Source organism: Schaalia cardiffensis F0333 (assembly GCF_005886435.1).
Taxonomy (GTDB): Bacteria; Actinomycetota; Actinomycetes; order Actinomycetales; family Actinomycetaceae; genus Pauljensenia; species Pauljensenia cardiffensis.
In genome coordinates, this window is sequence record NZ_CP040505.1 from 1,912,674 (window position 1) to 1,931,650 (window position 18,977).

Annotated in this window: 12 protein-coding genes, 1 tRNA gene and 1 pseudogene; 6 read left to right on the forward strand and 8 right to left on the reverse strand. The window is 62.6% G+C overall.

Annotated elements, in window-relative coordinates; translation table 11 throughout:
* Nucleotides 1-23: 23 nt before the first annotated feature.
* Both FFA61_RS07920 and FFA61_RS07925 read left to right on the forward strand, forming a co-directional pair.
* Nucleotides 24-3,545: a DUF5682 family protein gene (locus FFA61_RS07920; protein WP_217495738.1), complete on the forward strand. Its 3,522-nt coding sequence runs from the start codon at nt 24-26 to the stop codon at nt 3,543-3,545.
* Complete coding sequence (locus FFA61_RS07925) at nt 3,542-5,557, forward strand: hypothetical protein (protein WP_005963215.1); 2,016 nt, start codon at nt 3,542-3,544, stop codon at nt 5,555-5,557. The genes FFA61_RS07920 and FFA61_RS07925 overlap by 4 nt, the downstream gene beginning before the upstream one ends.
* 487 nt (nt 5,558-6,044) lie before the next feature.
* On the opposite strand, the gene FFA61_RS07930 is transcribed toward FFA61_RS07925, so the two are convergent.
* Nucleotides 6,045-7,628, reverse strand: a complete 1,584-nt coding sequence (locus FFA61_RS07930) for a threonine synthase (RefSeq protein ID WP_005963213.1) — start codon at nt 7,626-7,628, stop codon at nt 6,045-6,047.
* Nucleotides 7,629-8,235: 607 nt separating this feature from the next.
* On the opposite strand from FFA61_RS07930, the gene ispF reads away from it, so the two are divergent.
* Together ispF and FFA61_RS07940 are read left to right on the forward strand one after the other, a co-directional pair.
* Nucleotides 8,236-8,820: a 2-C-methyl-D-erythritol 2,4-cyclodiphosphate synthase gene (ispF, locus tag FFA61_RS07935; protein ID WP_040313990.1), complete on the forward strand. Its 585-nt coding sequence runs from the start codon at nt 8,236-8,238 to the stop codon at nt 8,818-8,820.
* A 154-nt stretch (nt 8,821-8,974) separates the two neighbouring features.
* Complete coding sequence (locus FFA61_RS07940; protein ID WP_005963209.1) at nt 8,975-9,787, forward strand: class I SAM-dependent methyltransferase; 813 nt, start codon at nt 8,975-8,977, stop codon at nt 9,785-9,787.
* A 252-nt stretch (nt 9,788-10,039) separates the two neighbouring features.
* Here FFA61_RS07940 and FFA61_RS07945 read toward each other — a convergent pair whose 3' ends face one another.
* The 5 genes from FFA61_RS07945 to FFA61_RS07965 form a co-directional block, all read right to left on the reverse strand.
* Complete coding sequence (locus tag FFA61_RS07945) at nt 10,040-11,404, reverse strand: MFS transporter (RefSeq protein ID WP_005963207.1); 1,365 nt, start codon at nt 11,402-11,404, stop codon at nt 10,040-10,042.
* Between the two features lie 342 nt (nt 11,405-11,746).
* On the reverse strand, nt 11,747-12,709 hold the full coding sequence (locus FFA61_RS09440; protein ID WP_005963205.1) for an IspD/TarI family cytidylyltransferase: 963 nt from the start codon (nt 12,707-12,709) through the stop codon (nt 11,747-11,749).
* The gene (locus FFA61_RS07955) at nt 12,706-13,218 is read right to left on the reverse strand and encodes a CarD family transcriptional regulator (protein WP_005963204.1); all 513 of its coding nucleotides are present in this window, start codon (nt 13,216-13,218) and stop codon (nt 12,706-12,708) included. Before FFA61_RS07955 ends, FFA61_RS09440 begins: the two co-directional genes overlap by 4 nt.
* A gap of 194 nt (nt 13,219-13,412) precedes the next feature.
* Nucleotides 13,413-14,147 (reverse strand): phosphoglyceromutase, encoded by a 735-nt coding sequence (locus tag FFA61_RS07960; protein ID WP_040313604.1) that lies wholly within the window; start codon nt 14,145-14,147, stop codon nt 13,413-13,415.
* A gap of 67 nt (nt 14,148-14,214) precedes the next feature.
* Nucleotides 14,215-14,547 (reverse strand): histone-like nucleoid-structuring protein Lsr2, encoded by a 333-nt coding sequence (locus FFA61_RS07965; RefSeq protein ID WP_005963199.1) that lies wholly within the window; start codon nt 14,545-14,547, stop codon nt 14,215-14,217.
* Between the two features lie 1,459 nt (nt 14,548-16,006).
* Here FFA61_RS07965 and FFA61_RS07970 point away from each other — a divergent pair.
* A pseudogene (locus FFA61_RS07970) lies at nt 16,007-16,966 on the forward strand (chloride channel protein).
* Nucleotides 16,967-17,218: 252 nt separating this feature from the next.
* Here FFA61_RS07970 and hemH read toward each other — a convergent pair.
* Together hemH and FFA61_RS07980 are read right to left on the reverse strand one after the other, a co-directional pair.
* Nucleotides 17,219-18,298 carry a ferrochelatase gene (gene hemH, locus FFA61_RS07975; RefSeq protein WP_005963189.1) on the reverse strand — a complete coding sequence of 360 codons (1,080 nt, stop codon included), beginning with the start codon at nt 18,296-18,298 and terminating at the stop codon, nt 17,219-17,221.
* 200 nt (nt 18,299-18,498) lie between these two features.
* Nucleotides 18,499-18,574, reverse strand: a tRNA-Thr gene (locus FFA61_RS07980).
* A gap of 91 nt (nt 18,575-18,665) precedes the next feature.
* Between FFA61_RS07980 and FFA61_RS07985 the strand changes: the two genes are divergently transcribed.
* A complete protein-coding gene (locus FFA61_RS07985) occupies nt 18,666-18,962 on the forward strand; it encodes a hypothetical protein (RefSeq protein ID WP_005963187.1) in 297 nt (98 codons plus the stop codon).
* Nucleotides 18,963-18,977 lie beyond the last annotated feature (15 nt).

Genomic DNA, 18,977 nt, shown 5'->3' on the forward strand with positions numbered 1-18,977 from the left:
ACACCGCGATGGAATCTGGGAACATGAGGAACGAGGTCGATGCGCGCGAACAGGTGTCGGCGCTCGCGGCATGCCGCGAACCTTTCCTCATCGGTGTGCGCCATCACTCCCCTGTGCTGGCCGCGAGTATCCCCGCGATGCTCGACGACTTCGCCCCCGATGTGCTCGCCATTGAACTTCCTGCTGAGGCAGATGAATGGCTCTCACAGCTGAGCAGCGCACACACTATCGCCCCGGTTGCTCTCGCATTCAGCAAAGGTGAGGATCTCAGCTTCTACCCCTTCGCGGATTTCTCGCCCGAACTCGCCGCCCTGCGCTGGGCGGCGGCGCGCGGGGTTCGGGTCTTGTGCATTGACCGGCCCATTGCGGCCCGAGAAGAAAAATCCCCTCCAGGCGAAGGTCCGGGAACAGGCGAGACACCGAGTGGGGAGACGCCAGCCGGAGCAGCCGATCATGAGATGGAGCTCGGCGCACTCCGGGAAGAAAGCGACCCCCGTGAGGAGGCCAAGGGCAGCCAGGTACCAGCCCCCGCCTCCGGCGATTCTCGGGGCCGAAAAGCCCTCGAAGCTGCGGCCCGCGCCGAAGATGGGGATTCAGCCGAATCCTGGGATCGCCTCGTCGAAGCTCGCGCACCCTCTTCAACCCCCGAGCAGATCCGCGTCGCCGCCCTCGCGCACGGATGGGCGATGCGCGTCGATGAGGCAGAAACAGACGAGGACAGCCTCGAGCGCGAACAATGGATGCGCGCCGCCCTCGCCCCCGAAATCTCTTCCGGCACCCGAGTCGCCGCACTCGTCGGAGCCTTCCACGCCCCCGCTCTTCTCCCCCTTCCACAAGACACCGCATCTTGCACCCCTGTGGCTGTGAACATTCCGCTTGGGGAACACGGCTCCTCCGAGGCTGCGACGCTCCCTGCGCGCACGCAGCACACTCCTGTGCGCTCCTGTCTCGTCGCCTACTCCTTCGACCACCTCGACTCGCGTTCCGGCTACCCATCCGGCATCCGCGACCCCGGCTGGCAACAACTCGTCTACGAATCGGGCCTCGACCCTAAGCGCCTGCGCGCCGAAGTCGCCTCCGTCATCACCTCCATCACGAGGGCACTGCGCGAAGCCGGACACCCCGCAGGCCCCGCAGAAGCCGCAGAATGTTCACGCATCGCCCTCGACCTCGCGACCCTGCGCAACCTGGCTGCCCCCTCACGGCGCGAACTCGTCGAAGCGGTCACCTCCGTCCTCGCCCAAGGGGAAATCCTCGGACGGGGCAGAGCAGTGGCCGACGCCCTCGAACGCGTCCTCATCGGCACGAGGACGGGACGAGTCGATCCTTCTGTCCCGAAATCTCCCCTGCTCGAAGCCGTGCGAGCCGAGATTGAGGCGGCGCGCCTCCCCCTTGAAGGCGCCCAGGAGCTCGACCTCGTACCCGAACGCAGCACCCTCGACCTCAAACGCTCGATCCTCATGCACCGATTGCGCGCAGGCGGAGTCGTCTACGGCCACAGCGAAGAGCGGAGCACGACCCGGGGAGCGCAAGCCCTTGCACAGACCTGGCGCGTGCAGTGGACTGCCGCCACTGAGGCGAGCATCGAACTCGCTTCCATCCGTGGGCTCACAGTCGAACAGATCGCATCAACGGCTCTGCTCACCCGGCGGGTCGAGGGCGCGGTGGACATCGTGCGACTCCTGCGCGAATCCAGCGCCTGCGCCTGCCCCGCACCCCTTGAGAGAGCACTCGAGCTCGCTACTCGCATGACCGCGAGCGTGTCCTTCGCCGAGGCCGTGTCCTTCACTCTCGCCCTGAGCGACGTGGCCCGAGAGAACATTCCCGGAGCCTCCCTCCTTGACGCGCCGCTGCGCGAAAGGGCCGCCACTGCCGCTGATCTCTTCGGCACGGCCGCCATCCGTGAAATCCGTGGCATCGAAGGCTCTGACGAGCCCGGAGACGCTGCCGCCCTCGCCGCGTTCATCACGATCGGCGCCGAACATCCGCTCTCCCTCCATGCGGCCCTCACACACCTAAGATCTGCGGGCTCGCCCCTCATGCAGGGCGCGTCTGCGGGGCTCCTCATTGACGAGGACGAGGCCGCGCTCCACATCGCCTCCTGGCTCAACGCCTCCACCCCTCAGGCCAGGCGGGTCCTGCGCCGCAGGCTCGTTGGCCTGCTCATCGCAGCGGGCTCGCGTTTTGACACGGCCCCCGCCGCCCTCGCCCTCGTTGATCGGATCAACGCCATTGATGACGCCGACTTCGTTGCGGCCCTTCCGGCCCTGCGCGGCGGCTTCGACTGTTTCGACCAGGACTCTCGCGAACGCCTCCTCGCCGACCTCGCACCGAACTTGGGGCGGGCGCGCAGCCTTGAGCTTCCTGCCGAGCAGGTCATCGCCATCACACAAGCCGACACGGGGGCGCGGAAGCGTCTGAGCGCCCTGAGTTTGGCGGATGTGTCCTTCAGCCCGGATGAAAGATGGCGACTCATCCTCGGCACGCAGCGCATGGGCCTGTCACCGCAGGGTCGGCGCATGGCTTCCGCCCTTGATGAGTTGTACGGACGGCCCGCCGCCGATGCCCTTGATGCGCGCCGACGAAACGCCTCCTATGGTCCCTCGCAGCTGGGCGTGCGCGAATGGGAAACGGAGATTGATGCGCTCTTCGGGCACGCAGAGATCGAGGAGATCTTCGGCGAGGCCGCAACCCGGGGGCGGGCTGATCTGTTGGAGCGCCTCTCCCCGCAGTCCGTGCGCCCCTCCATCGAACTGTTGACGACTGCACTGTCCCTGACCGGTTCCCTACCGGAGGCTCGCCTGGCGAAACTGCGTCCACTGGTCGCCCGACTCGTGTCCGAACTGTCGAAAGAACTTGCTGTGAGACTGCGCCCGGCACTGACGGGCCTGGCGAGGGGGCGGCCAACGCGGCGGCGCACGAGCAGTCTCGACCTGGACCGGACGCTGCGAGCGAACCTGCGCCACGTCGCACCAATTGACGGGCGCCCCCAGGTCATCCCCGTTCACCCGGTGTTCCATTCGACGCAGGCACAAGAATCCGACTGGCATCTCATCCTCACGGTCGACGTGTCCGCTTCCATGTCGGAGTCGGTCGTCTACTCCGCCCTCGTCGCCGCGATCCTCGCTCAATCCCCGTGCCTGTCAGTGGACTTCCTCGCTTTCAACACCGAGGTCATCGACTTCACGGGCCGAGTTGATGATCCCCTGGCGCTGCTCATGGAGGTTGAGGTCGGAGGCGGCACGGACATTGCCGGGGCGCTTCGCCTGGCTCGCTCACGCCTACGCGTGCCGACACGGACACTGCTCGTCCTCGTATCGGATTTTGACGAGGGAGGCCCTCTCGATGCGCTCCTCGACGAGGTCGGGGCGCTGGCGGCATCGGGGGTGACGATGCTCGGCTGTGCGGCGCTCAACGATTCAGGCACGGGCGTCTACAACGTCGGGGTTGCCTCCCGGGTTGCTGCCACGGGCATGCGGGTCGCGGCGGTGTCGCCGCTTGATCTGGCCCGTTGGGTGGGCACAGTCATTCGGGAGCACTCATGACTCGGATCGCCCCTTTGCTCCTGTCCTCCATCGTCGATGCCTTGACACCGCGAGTGCGCAAGAGAGTTGACGCCTATCTCGCCGATGGCGTGGAGGTCGGAGTTCAGACGCTTTTCGGCCAGTCGACGGTGCGGATCGCCAAGGTCGATGTGTTGTGCGACGAGGACGAGATCGTGTGCGATTGCCTGTTGGCGCCGCGCTGCGCTCATCGTGCGGTGGTCGCTTTGAGCTTGGAGCTCGCCGATGGGACTGAGACTGAGGAGGGGACTGAGGCAGAGGAGGAGCGGGGAGCTGTTTTGGATGTTCCTGCCGAGTTCGCAGCTCAGAGCGGCGATACTGCGGCTGAAAGCGGTGTTGGAGCTGCGAATGAAAACGGTGTCGGCGCTTGGGCTGAAAGCGGCCCCAACGCTGGGGTTGAAAGAGGTGTCGGCGCTGCGCCTGAAAGCAGCGAGGCTCTGAGAGGTTCAGACCCAAGAGAGTCTGCTTCCCCAGGCGCGAGTGCTGCGAAGACCCCGGGTACGAACGAGGCGAAGACACCAACTAGGGGCTGCACGAAAACTCCGGACGCGAGCCCGGCACAAGCCCCGGGAATGGAGGGACCCACGACTCCTGGAGCTAAAGCTCCCGGCACCTCGGACACGGGCTCTACGAAGACACCACGCGCAGGCAGTGCGAAAACCCCGAGTACGCGCCCGGCACAAGCCCCAGGCGCGAGTGCTCCCGTGTCCGCCGCTCAACGCGACACCATCCTCCTCGTCCTCGCTGATCTCGCACAGATCCTGCAACTCGGATCCACGCACCTGGGGGCGCTGCATCGCTCGATGCTCGCCCGCGATCTTCACAGGCTGCGCTCCGCAGGCCTCGTCACCGCAGACCGGGCGCTCACGGCGTACTACCAGAATCTCTCAGCCCCACCGAAGCTGCGGGCATCGGCATTCGCCTCCGCCCTCGTCAATCTGCATCTACTGTCCCGCCTCGGACCCGAAGAGGACGCGAGTGCGCTGCTCGGCCAAGCACGCGGAGCCTATCGCGAGGTCGGGGGGCTATCCCTAGTTCCCCTCTTCGCAGCTCCCATCATCACAGCCTCGGGTTTCGCCGGGGTCGAGGCGACTTTCGTGGATGCGTCAGGCAGAACCTGGTCTGTTGCGCGAATGCGGCCGGGGGATGCGGCGAACGTTGAAAGCGCCTACCGCGTCGAACCCGTCTGGCGTGAGTTATCTGCCCCAATCCGGCTCCTCTCTCGCCACCGCATCCTCGTCTCCGGAGCCACGGCGCGTGCCGACGGTCGCCTGGGAGCGGGCTCGAAGGTGCGAGCCTCCCTCGGCGCCGAATCAACCGGATGGGAGTCGGTTCCCGCTCCCTACGAAATCGTCGAGGGTGCGATCCTCGGCGGTGATCGCAGTGGTCTTGTCGTGGACGGGCGATTCTTGTCCCTGCTGCCCGCCGCACGCTCGCTCGGGGCGGGCCTGGCGACGGAATTATTCGGGGCGGCGCTTGGCACCCGGGTCCGCTGCCTCGTGCGCGACGAGGAGTTGCTGGGAATGCTCGTGCTTGATGGCGTCATCTACGTGCCCGATGAGCTCGGTGGCGTGTGGTGGCCGGGTCTTGACGCTGTCGATCGTTCCTGGGCGGGTGTGCTTCCCGAGGTCGATGGGGAGGGCACAGACTCGGCGGGTGCCGAGGGCGCGCTTGCCGGGGGCGATGCGGATGAGCCTGGCGGGCTTGATGCCGCAGGCGCCGACTCGGCGGGAGAGGTGTCCGGTTTTGCCCAAGTGCGCGCAGTGCTGCAGCGCTGGTGTCAGCGTGTTCTCGATGCGGGCCCTTCCGTCCTCTCCTCGCCTGTCCTTGAACGCGATACTGCCTGGGTCCGCGCAGTCGGAGCCCCTTTCGCCTCTGAGCTGCTCTCTTCCCTGAAGGATGCGACGCATGAGGGTAGTCGACGTTTCGACGGCACCTGGGAGCCGGACAGTGAGGCCCTCGCTCGCGCCTGGCTCGCCGCCTCGCAGTATTGATCCGCGAGGGAGTGGTCTCCGCAGTATTGACCCGCGCAGTAGTGGTCCTCGCGGTATTGATCCACGAGCTATTGATCCGATGCATGAAAGGCGCCCATTCGCGTGTCGCACAGCATCGCGCCCCAAGCTCACGAAGGGGCCGTGTAGTGATGGACGGCCCCGGGTTGCCGCGACGCACCATACCCTCGCGGGGGGCGTGGCGGGGGTGTCGACACTGGGCAGCTCGTGGGCCCGCCCGAGAATCCATCCGCGCCCCACTCGGACACACATCCCCCTCACTCGGGGCCGTGATTCCAGGCAGTTTCCGCGCATTAGACGCTAGGTGCATCCCACCCTCACGACGGGACGTGACTCGCCGACCGCGCCGGATGCCACGAAAAAAACAGACATCCCACCCTCACGAGGGGACGTGACCAATCCGCAGAACCTGGGGTCCACCCGGGCGCGCATCCCGCCCCCCACGCGGGGGGCGCGCAGTGCCTCGCGCTCAGGCGTCGACGCGAACTCGGGCTTCGATGAACGCTTTGAGCGCCCCGACCTCGTTCGCCAGATCGACGACGCGCTGCTGCCCGCCCTCGATCCCCTCGAACCTTTCAGGCACCGGCGGAAGATGACTTGTCGCTTCGAGGATCGTCTCAGCGAATTTCACCGGCAGAGCGGTCTCCATAACGACGAGCGGCCCCTCCAGGGAAGCGGCGAGCGAACGAGCAACATGCATGCCATCGGCAGTATGCGGGTCGAGCAGGTAGGCGTCCTCGTCCTCGGTGCGGCGAATCTCCTCGAGACGATCCGCGTGCGTGGAAGAGCCCGAGATGAAGCCGTAAGTCTCCCGCAGGCGCGCGAACTCCTCAGTGCCGGACAGGTCGAAGAAGCCCTCCTCAGTGAGCGCCCGCCCGAAAAGATCGGCGACTCGTTCGGCGTCGCGACCGAGCAGGTCGAAGATGAAGCGCTCAAAGTTCGAGGCCTTGGAGATATCCATTGAGGGCGAGGAGGTCTCGAGGGTCTGCTCGCAGGATCGCGGCCGGTACACGCCGGTGCGGAAGAACTCGTCGAGGACGTCGTTCTCGTTCGTTGCGACGACGAGGGCGCCCAGGGGCAGGCCCATTGAGCGGGCGATGTGGGCGGCGCAGACATTGCCGAAGTTGCCAGAGGGGACGACCACGTTGATGCGCTCATCCGAGGGAACGCGATCCCCCTGGGGTGAAGGATCCTGCTGGATAGCGTGCCCTGCCGCGGTGCTGCACTCCTCCTGGGTGCCGCGCTTGTCCTGGGTGGCACGATCCTCCGGCCGTGGCGCTCCTTCACCTTGTGCACCGCGCGCGCTCGTCACCCGAAGCCAGGTCGCGATGTAGTAAACGACCTGGGCGAGCAGGCGCGCCCAGTTGATCGAATTGACGGCGCCAAGATGCCACGCGGCTTTGAAGTCGGCATCCATATTGACGGCCTTGACGAGGTCCTGACAGTCATCGAAAACCCCGTCAACGGCGACATTGATGATGTTCTCGTCCATGAGGGAGAACATTTGAGCACGCTGGAAAGCAGTCATGCGCCCGGCAGGGGTCAGCATGACGACGGACAGGCCCGGGCGTCCTCGTAACGCATACTCGGCGGAGGAGCCAGTGTCCCCGGAGGTCGCTCCAACGATGGTGAGCCAGTCGCCGCGGCGCCCGAGCTCATATTCGAAGAGCTCACCGAGGAGTTGCATCGCCATGTCCTTGAACGCTGCAGTCGGCCCTTCGGACAGGTGGGCGATCCAGGTGCCCGACTCCAATCGGGTCACCGGCACGATTTCCGAGGTCGAGAACGCGGGCGTCGAGTAGGCGCGAGCAGCGATGCCGTCAAGGTCCTCGACGGGAATGTCGTCGATGAACAGGGCGAGGATTTTCGCCGCGAGAGCCGCATAGCCCTTCGTTTGGAGGATCTCTCTGAGCTCCTCAAGGTCGGAGGCACTGAGCTGCGGATACTCTTCGGGCAGGTAAAGGCCCCCATCGGGGGCGAGTCCTTCGAGGAGGATGTCGCTGAAGGGGCGGGCCTGCGTGGTGGCATCATGACGTGTCGAGATGTAGCGCACGCGCCGATCCTATCGGGGCCGAGACGCTCGGGCTCAAGCGTCCAAGAAACGTTCGCTTCCCCCGGTGCTGTATCTTTCGTATCCTCATGCCTCGCTCCAACTCCTCGCGAGGCTCTCAAGCGTCGGCCTTTCAATACCCTGCGCATCGCTCCCACTCCTCACGAGCCTCTCAAGCGCCGATCCCCCAATACCCTGCACATCGCTCCTCACCCCTACTTCCCGGCGAGGCTCTCCTTCGTATCCTTCTCTCGTCTCCTCTCGCACCTCTCGGAGCTGCGTTCCATCTTTACCCTCCGCTGTGTCCTCTTTTCTTTCTTCCCCTGCCCTTACCCCTGTCTCATCACGTCATACCTGCACTCCCTACCTTCTATTCCCCTCCTTGCCCCCTTCTATTCCCCTCTTCGCGCGCCCCCTCCCTCCTTTCACTCCCCGCACTCTTGCCCGCGTTTCTCTCCCCTCCGCAGGTGGCCTCGATGGCCCCCGCGAATACGTCAACGGGGCGCAGCTCTTCCTTCCCGTCCGCAGATGGCCTGGAGACAGCGCCTTCATGCCCTCCCGCCCCCGTCCTCGTCCCCTGTCAGAGCGCAGATCCCACTACCCTGAGCTCATGAGCGATTCAAGCAGTCCCATTCCTTTCCGCGTCGGCCAGGCAATTGACGTGCATGCCTTTGCCAAGGAGAGCGAACCCGACAAGGCCTCCTCGACAGGCCTGGAGAGCAGCGGCACCGCCCTCGACACCCCCGACGAGGAGAGCAGCCGAGCCGCCAAATCTTTGTGGCTCGCCTGTTTGGAATGGCCGGGAGAAACTCCCCTGGAAGGCCATTCGGATGGTGATGTTGCGGCGCACGCAGTGTGCGATGCGCTCCTTTCGGCGACGGGCCTGGGTGAGATGGGCACGGTTTTCGGCACCGATCGGCCGCAGTGGCGCGGAGCCTCCGGTGAACAATTTCTCCGCGAGGTCTGCCGTATGCTCAGCGAGGCCGGTTGGTGCATCGGGAATGTGTCCGTGCAGGTCATCGGGAAGAAACCTCGAATGGCGAAGCGTCTTCCCGAGGCTTGCGAGCGCATGTCGCAGATCATCGGAGCACCCGTCCAGGTGAGCGCGACGACGACGGATGGGCTTGGATTCACTGGCCGAGGCGAGGGCTTGGCGGCGTCTGCGGTGGCACTAATCGTACGGGCCGAAGCCTGAGCCGCTCGGTATAAGCGAGGGCCTGACTCACCCGGCACAGGCCAGGTCCTAGCCAAGCCGTGCGGACCGAAGCCTCACTCACCCGCCATAAGCCGAAGTCTGAATAGACAGGCTGCAAGCCGAGAAGGGGAACCTACGGCGAGCGGGCCACGACATGAACGTACACAATGATTCTGCGCGCGACGACTCTGTCGCTCCTGCGCTCTACACGCTTGCCCGCTCTTCGATCCTTAAGGACTCCATGAATAACGAACAGCTGTCCGACTCGCACACCCAGCACGACGATCATTCCCCTCATCTTGACGAGGTCGGTGCCCCGAAGCCGATGACTGGAAGCGATTCAATGTTCGCATGGGAGAAGCGCTACGCCTCCACTCAGCGCCTCTGGTCCGAAGATGTGAACGAGTTGCTACCCGAGTTCGCTGCGCCTCTGACCCCGGGGCGCGCCCTTGATATCGGCTGCGGCGAAGGAACGGATCTGCTGTACCTGCTTGAGCGCGGCTGGCAGGTCGTCGGAGTCGACTTCTCAGCCACCGCGATCGCGCGTTTCCTTGATGGAGCCCACCGAATCGGGGCGGCCGATCGGGCAACAGGGCTCGTCGGCGACGCGAGAGCCCTCCATATCGAGGGCCTCTTCGACCTCGTCACCATCTTCTTCGTGCACGGCAACAAGGATGGGAGCGGAGTCGATCTTGCTGCGCTCATCAGCGAGCAGGCGTCGCGCCTCAAGCCCGGCGGAATCATCCTCGTGAATGTGCACACGGTGAATCCGCCGTGGCACCGCAACGGAGGCCGCACTTACACAGCGGCGCAGATCCTCGATTCGCTTCGCTCGACGGGGATGCTGACGCAGGATTGGACGATTCAAGTCGCAGAAGAACGCTGGGAGGATGTGCCCGCGTCGAAGGATCATGAGGCCGGGAAACGCTCGAACGCGGTCGTGGTTCTGCGCTCACCTGACATGTGAGGCGAATGAGGGAGGGCTCTTGCCGAGAGCCTTGTCGCTCCTCCTGCACTCGCCTTGTGCTCGCCTCGCCCCCTCAGTAAAAGGAGGGGTTGGCGACGAGTGGAGGGGATATAACCCCTCCTTTTGTCGCCAACCCCTCCACTCACGAAGAAGATACGACCAGACCGCCCGCTAAACCCTCCACTCACGAAGAAATCAGGCACGGAAGACAGGCCAAGCGGCAGGCGACACCAGGCCAAGGAAGAGAAGCGCTCAGCCCTCGAGGTGGTCGAGGTGCGCTGCCTGCGCCTTGACGGGGATTGTGAGGAACAAGCCGACCAGCAGGACCAGGATGACGCCCAGGATGCCCCAGTAGGTGAAGTCCTGACCGGCCGGAGTGAAGGCCTGACCGATCTTGAGGAACACCCCGTACATGAGGGGTGCCAAGAAAGACACGGCTCGTCCGGTCGTGGCGTAGAGACCGAACACCTCGCCCTCGCGCCCCTTGGGGATGATCCGACCGAGGAAGGAACGCGATGCCGACTGGGTCGGTCCGACGAACACGCAGAGCACCAAGCCGAGCGACCAGAAGACGACCTTCCCGTAGGAGTGGAGGAAGAAGACGCCCAATCCGGAGGCGACCATGAACACCAGTGACGCCACAATGACGGCCTTCGGACCGAAACGATCATCGAGCGCTCCGAAAGCGATCGTCGCAAGCCCGGCGACGATATTCGCTGCGATTGCGAAGATCATGACGTCACCGGAGGAGAAACCGAAGGCCGTGCCCGCAAGAATCGCGCCGAAGGTGAAAACTCCGGCGAGACCGTCACGGAACACTGCGGAAGCGATGAGGAAGGCAAGAGTGTGGGGCGCTTCGCGCTTGAGGGACTTCACCGTTCCCCACAAGAGCTTGTAGGAGTCGAGGAGGGATTCGCGTTCACCGGTGTCCTCATGAATGACGGCAGGTTTGGGCGGGCGCAGGACGACCGGCAGAGCGGACAGTCCGAACCAGAAGGCGGCGATCACCATGGAGATGCGGACCGCCATCCCGTTCTCGGTCGGCACGCCGAACATGTTCGGGCCGATGAGCCCGAGGTAGAGGATCAGCAGGAGGACGATGCCGCCCACGTAGCCCGAACCCCAGCCCAGGCCCGAGACTCGGCCCATGTTCTCTTTGGTTGTGAGGTGGTTGAGCATCGCGTTGTAGTTCACGGAGGCGAACTCGAAGAAGATGTTGCCTAGGCCGAGCAGGCCGATGCCCATCCACATCGCGCCGGTTGTGCCAATCGGCGAGTCGGGTGCGACGAAGAACATGCCGAGCAGGCAGAGAAAGACGAGGGCGGAGAACCATCCGAGCCAGACACCGCCTTTGCCGCGTCGGTCAGCCCGCTGACCGGTGATCGGTGCGAGAAGGGCGATGATGATGCCGGCAACTGTCAGGCCGGTCGACAGGTGGGTGGAGGCTTCGCCACCGGGGGCGAAACGGTCTGTGCCCGTGAGGTACACCGAGAAAACGAAGGTTGTTGCGACTGCGTTGAAGGCTGCTGATCCCCAGTCCCAGAGGGCCCATTCGATGATGGGGCGGGTTAGGATCTTCGTCTTCGCAGGACCCGAAGACGCGGGTGTGGAGGACATGCTCTACTCCTAGATGAGTTCTCCGCGATTGCGGTCCCCTGGAAAGTATCACGGCCAGGCCTGCTTCCACCTCATTCACACCTTGAAAGGATCTGTGGCGTTCCCCGGAGGAGTTGCTTTCGCCGCTCTCGGCATGACGGAAGCATTTTCCCGCTTCTTGATACGACTCTTCTTCCTCTTGCCCACACGATGGATGTCTTGTGCCGTTGCTCGACGGGTCGGAAGGATTTCTTGGCTTCTCAGCGTCGGCCGGTCCACGCCCTCTCGGATAGACGGCAGCAAAGATTGCAGTGGCCGCACTCAGTCAGGGTCAGTCGACGCCCGCGGGAATGGGGAGGCTCTCTATCGGAGCGAGGAGTCGACGAGCAGCTCAGCGAGAGCCAGGTCCACTGCGGTCGTGATCTTCAATGCGAGCGCATCTCCATCGACGACGACCACGGGCTCTCCCATCGCTTCGACCAGACCAGCGTCATCGGTCGCGGCAGTCTTTTCACTATTCGCCCGTTCACCTGCACACTCGTGGGCGCGGCGCAGGGTCTGCCAGGTGAAGCCCTGGGGGGTCTGCACGGAGGCGAAACGTGAACGATCTGGAGTTGCCACAACTGGCCGCACTGAAATGACGCTAGTCTCAGTGACTTCCAAAGGGGCATGCAGCGACGCTGCCCCGGAAACTTGGGTTTGCCGGGCGGTGCCCTCCGTGCGCGAACCAACTTCCTTGAGGAGGTCGGCTTCCGTGTGCGGACCGACTTGCTCGCACGGACCAACTTCCTTGTGCAGGCCCTCTTCCGTTCTGGAGCCGACTTCCTCGCGCGGACCCGCTTGCGTGCGCGGGCCGACTTCCTTGAGGGTGTCGGTAACGGGGATCGCGGGGATGACGGCATTGTGCCCCGCTTCAACTGCCGCGACGACTCGCGCAATCATTTCAGGCGGGGTCAGGCAACGAGCCGCATCATGGACGAGGACGGGAGTGTCCTCACCAAAAGCAAGGCCGATCCGCTCGGCAAATCCGGGGAGGGCGGCAAGCCCGCATGCGACGGAGGCTTGACGAGAAGCAGGAGAGCCCGCGACGACCTCGACGGGGACGCCCCCTGAGGTTCGAGCGTTCGGGAAGAGGGCGGAGAAGAACTCAAGCTGTTCAGTAGGAGCAGTGACGATGATTCCCGCAACTCCGGCTGCGGCGAGTCCTTGAGCAGCTCGGACAAGCATGGGAACGCCGCCGACTTCGACGAGAGCCTTAGGACCGTTACAGCCGAGTCGGGTCCCCGATCCGGCTGCCGTCAAAACGGCGAAAGCCCCGGCTTTCACCCTTCGGTGGGCTCTTCTTCGACGCGACCTTCCGCGAGGACCTCATCCAGGCGTTCAGCCGCTGCGGCCTTGTCGATATTGCGAGCGAGAGCGAGTTCCGAGGTAAGGATCTGCCGAGCCTTAGTCAGCATTCGCTTCTCACCGGTGGAAAGCTTCTTTTGGTCATCACGACGGGTCAGGTCGCGAACGACTTCGGAGACCTTGACGATGTCGCCGGTGGCGATCTTCTCCTGGTTCGCCTTGTAGCGGCGTGACCAGTTCGTCGGCTCTTCAATGTAGGGAGCGCGCAGGACTGAAAGAACTTCTTCGAGGCCGTCCTCGTCCACGACGTCGCGCACTCCGACGAGATCGACGTTGTCGGCGGGCACTTGGATCGTCAGATCGCCCTGATTGACGCGCAGTGTGAGATACATGCGTTCTTCGCCGCGGATTTTGCGCGTGGAGATCTCTTCGATCGTTGCTGCCCCGTGGTGCGGGTATACGACCGTCTGACCGATTTCGAACGACATGAAAGAACTCCCGTTTTTTGCGAATAGCGATCCTCATTTTATCATTCGCACGCATTTTGGGCTTTTCATGCAGAAAAACAGCTGTGGACGAGGACGAGGCGTGCAGAGATGCGAAGGCTCCCCCGAGGAAGAATCTCGGGGGAGCCTTGCTTGCGCATGCACAAGCGACGCCGACTCACTTCAGTGTCTGAAGCTCACTTGCCCTGGTTGGCGACTGCGGCGATCTTCGCCTCCGCCTCGGGATCGAGGTAGGTGCCGCCCTTCTTGACGGGCTTGAGGGTCTCCTCGTCAAGCTCGTAGACAAGCGGAATACCGGTCGGGATGTTGACGCCGATGATGTCCTCATCGCTGATGTCGTCGAGGTACTTGACGAGCGCGCGCAGGGAGTTGCCGTGGGCGCCAATCATCACGATCTTGCCGGTCTTGATGGCCGGGACGAGAGTCGACTCCCAGTAGGGCATGAAGCGGGCGATGACGTCCTTGAGGCACTCGGAAGCGGGAACCTCTTCAAGGTAGCGAGGATCGGAGTCCTGAGAAAACTCGGTACCTGCTTCAATGGCGGGCGGAGCGATGTCGAAGGAACGACGCCAGAGCATGAACTGCTCCTCACCGTATTCGTCGCGGACCTCTTTCTTGTTCTTGCCCTGGAGAGCTCCGTAGTGGCGCTCATTGAGGCGCCAGGAGCGCTCGACCGGGATCCAGAGACGATCAGCAGCGTCGAGGGCGTAGTGCGCGGTATTGATCGCGCGACGCAGAAGAGAGGTGAAGAGCAGGTCAGGCAGGACGTCATTCTCTCGGAGGAGTTCGCCGGCATGCTTGGCCTCTTCAACACCCTTCTCACTGAGCGGCACGTCAACCCAGCCGGTGAAGAGGTTCTTCTTATTCCATTCGCTCTCGCCGTGGCGGAGCAGTACCAGTGTGTAGGTCATAACCTCATTGTTCCCTTCTGAACGCATCCGCGCCAGGGACTAGTGTCCGCTGGTGTGGCGGGTTTTCTCAGGCGTGAGCGGATTCGTAGGCTGCGACGATCTCGGCGGGGATGCGTCCGCGCTCATTCACGGCAATGCCTTGCCCCTGAGCCCATTCACGAATCAGGCCGGCTTTGGATGCGCTTGCCCCGCGTCCGCGCCCGATCTTGCCCCTCTTCGCTTGGCGTCCACCAACGCGGCGGGCAGCTTCGATCCATTTCGAGATGCTCCCGGCGAACTCCTGGATATGTTCCTCGTTGAGGTCGATTTCGTAGTTGACTCCCTCGTAGGAGAAAGAGACGGTGTCGACGGCCTCGGTACCGTCGATGTCATCAACGAGGACAATCTGCGTCTTCTTCATTCGATGATTTCCTTTTCTTCAGGCTTGAGACATGGATTAGTTTCATGTTCCAAGCACGAGCATAGCCACATTTCACCCCCTTGGAAAGGCGCTCTCAAGTATTGACCACCACACAATCACCCCTTTTTCGACCATCACTACCTGGTCCTTCAAAGTTCGAGGAAGAGGATAGCGGGGCGCATTGGGATTCCATTCGCTACTCATTCATTCTCTCGAAACGCTCGCAGCTTCTGGATTCACAACGCAAGCTCAGGAGTCAATGAAGTCCGACACGTCAACAAGAGCGCCACCTTTCGCTCTGAGGAGATCCTCGCGCCCCGCGCACAGCTGCTCTATTCACACCACCCCTTGTGGGGTAAAAGCGCTCGTCGCCTACACTCGGAGCTCAATTCTTCACATTTTCCCTTCACCCCGTGCCCCTGAAAGCCGAGAAGACAAGCCAAGGGAAGACCTCACGTTGCGGCTCCAACTCCTTCACACCCCCGACACACTCTTCAGATATGAGGAAAACCCCTCATCAAAGCGAGTTTTCCCGATTTCGCCTCAGACGGCATCCCAGACCAGGAGGCAGAGCCTGGCGCACGCTCAGCATCATGCTTGGCAGTTGCGCGGATAATCACACACACCGAAGTCCCTCAGCCAACGCCCGCTTTCAAGGCGCACCTCAAAGTCTTCGACTTTGCCCCACTGCCCCACACCCTGCAGAAAAAGGCGCGAACACTTCGAGGATTTTGCGATCATGAGCACCTCAAGCAGGAAGAGAATAGGACAAGAGGCACGGAAACTCCCACAATTCCCCACACGGACTATAGATGTCAGACAAACAAATGTCAGACAAGCTCTTCACACTCAGGAAATAACGAGGCGAGACAAGCCAAGCCCACTATGACGAGAATGACATTTTCCCAAGACGAAACCCGTCAAGGAATACGGGCCTATGAGAGACGCGCGAAGCAAAGAGGCAGATCCACTAGGAGCCGTTTCACACCACCAAAGGGATTCACCTCCCCTCAGGCACCCCTCTCGCATTGCCCCACCTTTTCTTGCACACAAGGAAATTCGGCTACCCGAAATTTCAATGCTGATTCGATTAGCTCGGTCGATTGCTCCCACGGCACCCCCTCTTCTCGCCCCCTCGCCCACAGCGAGCGCCTCTACAGTGAGAAGGGTGAGCACACGCCAGGTTTCCCCCGCTCTTCGCTTCGCCGCATCAATCATCGCGACCGGCCTCATCGCGGGACTCGTCGGACGCGCCTGCACGCTGCTGCTCCACGGAGTCGAAATGATCGTGTGGGATCGCCACGAGGACACCCTGCTTCACGCCGTCGAAGCCACCCCTGCGCTCTACCGTTTAACGATCCTGAGCCTCGCAGGTCTTATGGGCGCGGCCTCGTGGACCCTCATGTTCCGAAAATCTCGACAGCTCGTGTCGGTTTCTGCCGCCGTCTCGGGAGAACACATGCCTCCCCTCCGAGCGCTTTGGCACGCATCAACCCAGATCGTCCTCGTTGCAATGGGAGCATCGATCGGGCGCGAGGTTGCCCCACGGGAAATGAGCGCAGCCCTTTCCGCCTGGGTTTGCGACCACCTTGGTCTCAATGCCGAGGATCGTCGCACCATTGTCGCCTGCGGCGCCGGCGCAGGTTTGGCAGCGGTCTATTCAATTCCCTTGTCTGGCGCGGTGTACACCCTGGAAATCCTCCTCGCCGCAATGCGCGCGAGGACGGTCGCCCCGGCTTTTGCAACAAACGCCCTCGCGGTTCTTGTTTCAACTGGGTGGAATCGTCCCGAGCCCTTCTACACGGTGAGTGAACTCCACGTCTCAGCCTCACTCAGCTGCTGGGCGCTGCTCTTCGGCCCAATTCTGGGCTGGCTCGGTGTTGCTTTTAGGCGGTACGTTCATATCTTCGAAGATGCCAAACCATGAAACCTCAGCCTGTGGTGGACTTTGCCGCTCGCGTTCACTGGGGTCGGCATAGTCTCCATGTTCATCCCCTCAGTGCTCGGAAACGGCCAGGCCAGCGCTCAAACCCAGTTCGAGGCCGCATGGCTCGGCGGATTCGGCTTGGCAAGCGCCACCCTCGTTCTCCTTGCGAAGACCATGACAACCCTTGTGACGATCCGCGCGGGCGGATGGGGCGGAACACTCACACCCGGCCTCGCTCTCGGTGCAGGACTCGGAGCCGTCACCGGCCTCCTATGGAGCCAGATATGGCCGGGAACGAGCATCGCCGCCTTCGTTTTCATTGGCGCAGCGGTATTCCTCGGAGCCTCAATGAAAGCCCCCTTGACAGGATTGGTCCTCCTCATGGAGTTCACCCACCAAGGCAGCGAAATCCTCGTTCCAACGATTCTCGCCATCGGCGGAGCCGTTGCAGCGACCGCTTGGGCCGAACGAACGCACACTGAAGCCGAGTAAGGGGACAAGGGAGGCTCTCCACAAACGAAGAGGAAGAAGACTCGCAGCGCTTCACCCGAGCTGAATGCTCGGCACAGGGCCGCGCCTGATTCGCGCCCTTGACCCCACTCGGGGTGCAGCCGAACTCGAAGCTCTGGCTGGCCTTAAGGCTTCGGCTCTGCTCGCCGCCTTACCCCCACTGATGGCAATGTCAATCGGTGACCCTTGCGTCTCCGTCCCCTGTCACCTTGCCGCCTCGTCCTCGTACATCTCCTACTCGGTCCAGCCGGACAATAGAGCACGCGCCTGCACTTCGAGAGCATCAATCGCCCGATCGACGTCATTGCCCCAAGGGACGTAGTGGAACTCAGAGCCGCCGGCCTCCAGGAAAGTCTCCCGATTGAGCTGGTCAATCTCCTCGAGTGTTTCCAAACAATCGGATACGAAGCCGGGGCAGATCACATCAACGCGTCCAGTTCCCGCCTTAGCGAGATCCTCGACGGTGTTGATTGTCGCGGGTTTCAACCACTCAGAAGGCCCAAAAACAGATTGGAAGGTCGCAACGCACTCCTGGGCGCTGAGGCCGAGTCTTTCGCGCACAGCCTCTGTCGTTGCCAGACACTCCGAATGGTAGGGGTCTCCCGCCTTATGCATTGACACGGGAATCGAATGGTAGGACAGCAGGACGCGGTCGCCCCCCTCAAAATCTGGTCGGCCGTTTTGGCTCCAGGAGTCCTCAATCGCGCCGACGAGAGCCTCAATGTAGTGCGGATCGTTCGGGAAGGAACGAGAGAACCTGATCTGCGGGTGATCGCGATTCTCCTGCATCCAAGCACAGACGGCATCGTTCACTGAGGCAATTGTCGTCGCCGAATACTGCGGATACGCCGACAAAATGCCGATTCTGCGATGTCCGGCAGCCATCAACTCGTCCAAAACATCCCCAAGGGCGGGCTCACCGTATCGCATCGCAGGGACAACTCTGATGCCAAGTCTGTCTGTGAGCAGCTTCGCCTGCTGGGTCGTGTAATGCAGGAGAGGAGAACCCTCCTCCAACCAGACCGAGCGGTACTTCTCAGCCGATTGTGCCGGGCGCACTCGCAAGATGATGCCTTCGAGGATCGGTTTCCACACAAAGCGTGGCATTTCGATGATGCGCTGATCGGATAGGAATTCGCGCAGGTAGCGGCGGACATCCTTTGTCGTCGGTGTCTTAGGGGTTCCCAAATTCGTCAGGAGCAGTACGGGAGTATCGGCTGAAATGTCGGTGCCTTTCCCCGAAGCTTCCTTTGTCGATGCTGCCGTTGTCTCGGCGGCAGACACTTGAGATGACACTGAGGGTTGATTCGTCATGAAGTTAGGTTAACGGGAACACTACCCAAAGGGCGAAACGGAACTCTGAAGCTCACGAAAAAGGAAGGGGCGAAAGTCCCAAAGCTTCTTCTCCGCACACTGCCATTCCCCCATCGGTAGAGCCTCAGCCCGCGTCTTCACTCCTGCGCGAAAAGTTCAGCCCCTCACCGGGCTATTGCTGGTGAGGGGCTGAACCCTGATGGAGCCACCTGTGGGAATCGAACCCACGACCTATTCATTACGAGTGAATCGCTCTGCCGACTGAGCTAAGGTGGCGCGTCTGCCGTTCCCCGCAGGGCGTTCAGACAACGCTGCGAGTCTAATGGGCGCGCAGGCACATCGGCAAATGCCATGAAGTCTTGAGGGGATGGGACCCCTCACACCCATCTTCTTCCGGGGTGCGAAGAATGAGGAGATCCCCCTCCTGGCGCGCCTCCCCTCTCCCACGCCGCTCCTGCACCGCTCTCGCAACTGCCCGATGACGCCGACCCAAAACCCAGCGCCAGCCGAAACCCAGGCGCAAGTCAATGATCTCGAGCCCAAATCTCAACGCAAACCCAAACCCCAGCGCCAGCCCAAACCCAGGCGCAAGTCCAAACCTCAACGCACGCCCACGATCGCGAGCCGATGCAGCTCCGCAGCAGCCGTCATGCCTGAGCTGTAGTGCCCAGAATATGCT

Excerpts from the sequence above, each read along its gene's own strand:
- FFA61_RS07960 (WP_040313604.1), bottom strand. The coding sequence starts at position 14,147 with ATGACCTACACACTGGTACTGCTCCGCCACGGCGAGAGCGAATGGAAT.
- FFA61_RS07940 (WP_005963209.1), top strand. The coding sequence starts at position 8,975 with ATGAACGTACACAATGATTCTGCGCGCGACGACTCTGTCGCTCCTGCG.
- ispF (WP_040313990.1), top strand. The coding sequence starts at position 8,236 with ATGAGCGATTCAAGCAGTCCCATTCCTTTCCGCGTCGGCCAGGCAATT.
- FFA61_RS07920 (WP_217495738.1), top strand. The coding sequence starts at position 24 with ATGAGGAACGAGGTCGATGCGCGCGAACAGGTGTCGGCGCTCGCGGCA.
- hemH (WP_005963189.1), bottom strand. The coding sequence starts at position 18,298 with ATGACGAATCAACCCTCAGTGTCATCTCAAGTGTCTGCCGCCGAGACA.
- FFA61_RS07925 (WP_005963215.1), top strand. The coding sequence starts at position 3,542 with ATGACTCGGATCGCCCCTTTGCTCCTGTCCTCCATCGTCGATGCCTTG.
- FFA61_RS07965 (WP_005963199.1), bottom strand. The coding sequence starts at position 14,547 with ATGAAGAAGACGCAGATTGTCCTCGTTGATGACATCGACGGTACCGAG.
- FFA61_RS07985 (WP_005963187.1), top strand. The coding sequence starts at position 18,666 with ATGGGACCCCTCACACCCATCTTCTTCCGGGGTGCGAAGAATGAGGAG.
- FFA61_RS07945 (WP_005963207.1), bottom strand. The coding sequence starts at position 11,404 with ATGTCCTCCACACCCGCGTCTTCGGGTCCTGCGAAGACGAAGATCCTA.
- FFA61_RS07955 (WP_005963204.1), bottom strand. The coding sequence starts at position 13,218 with ATGTCGTTCGAAATCGGTCAGACGGTCGTATACCCGCACCACGGGGCA.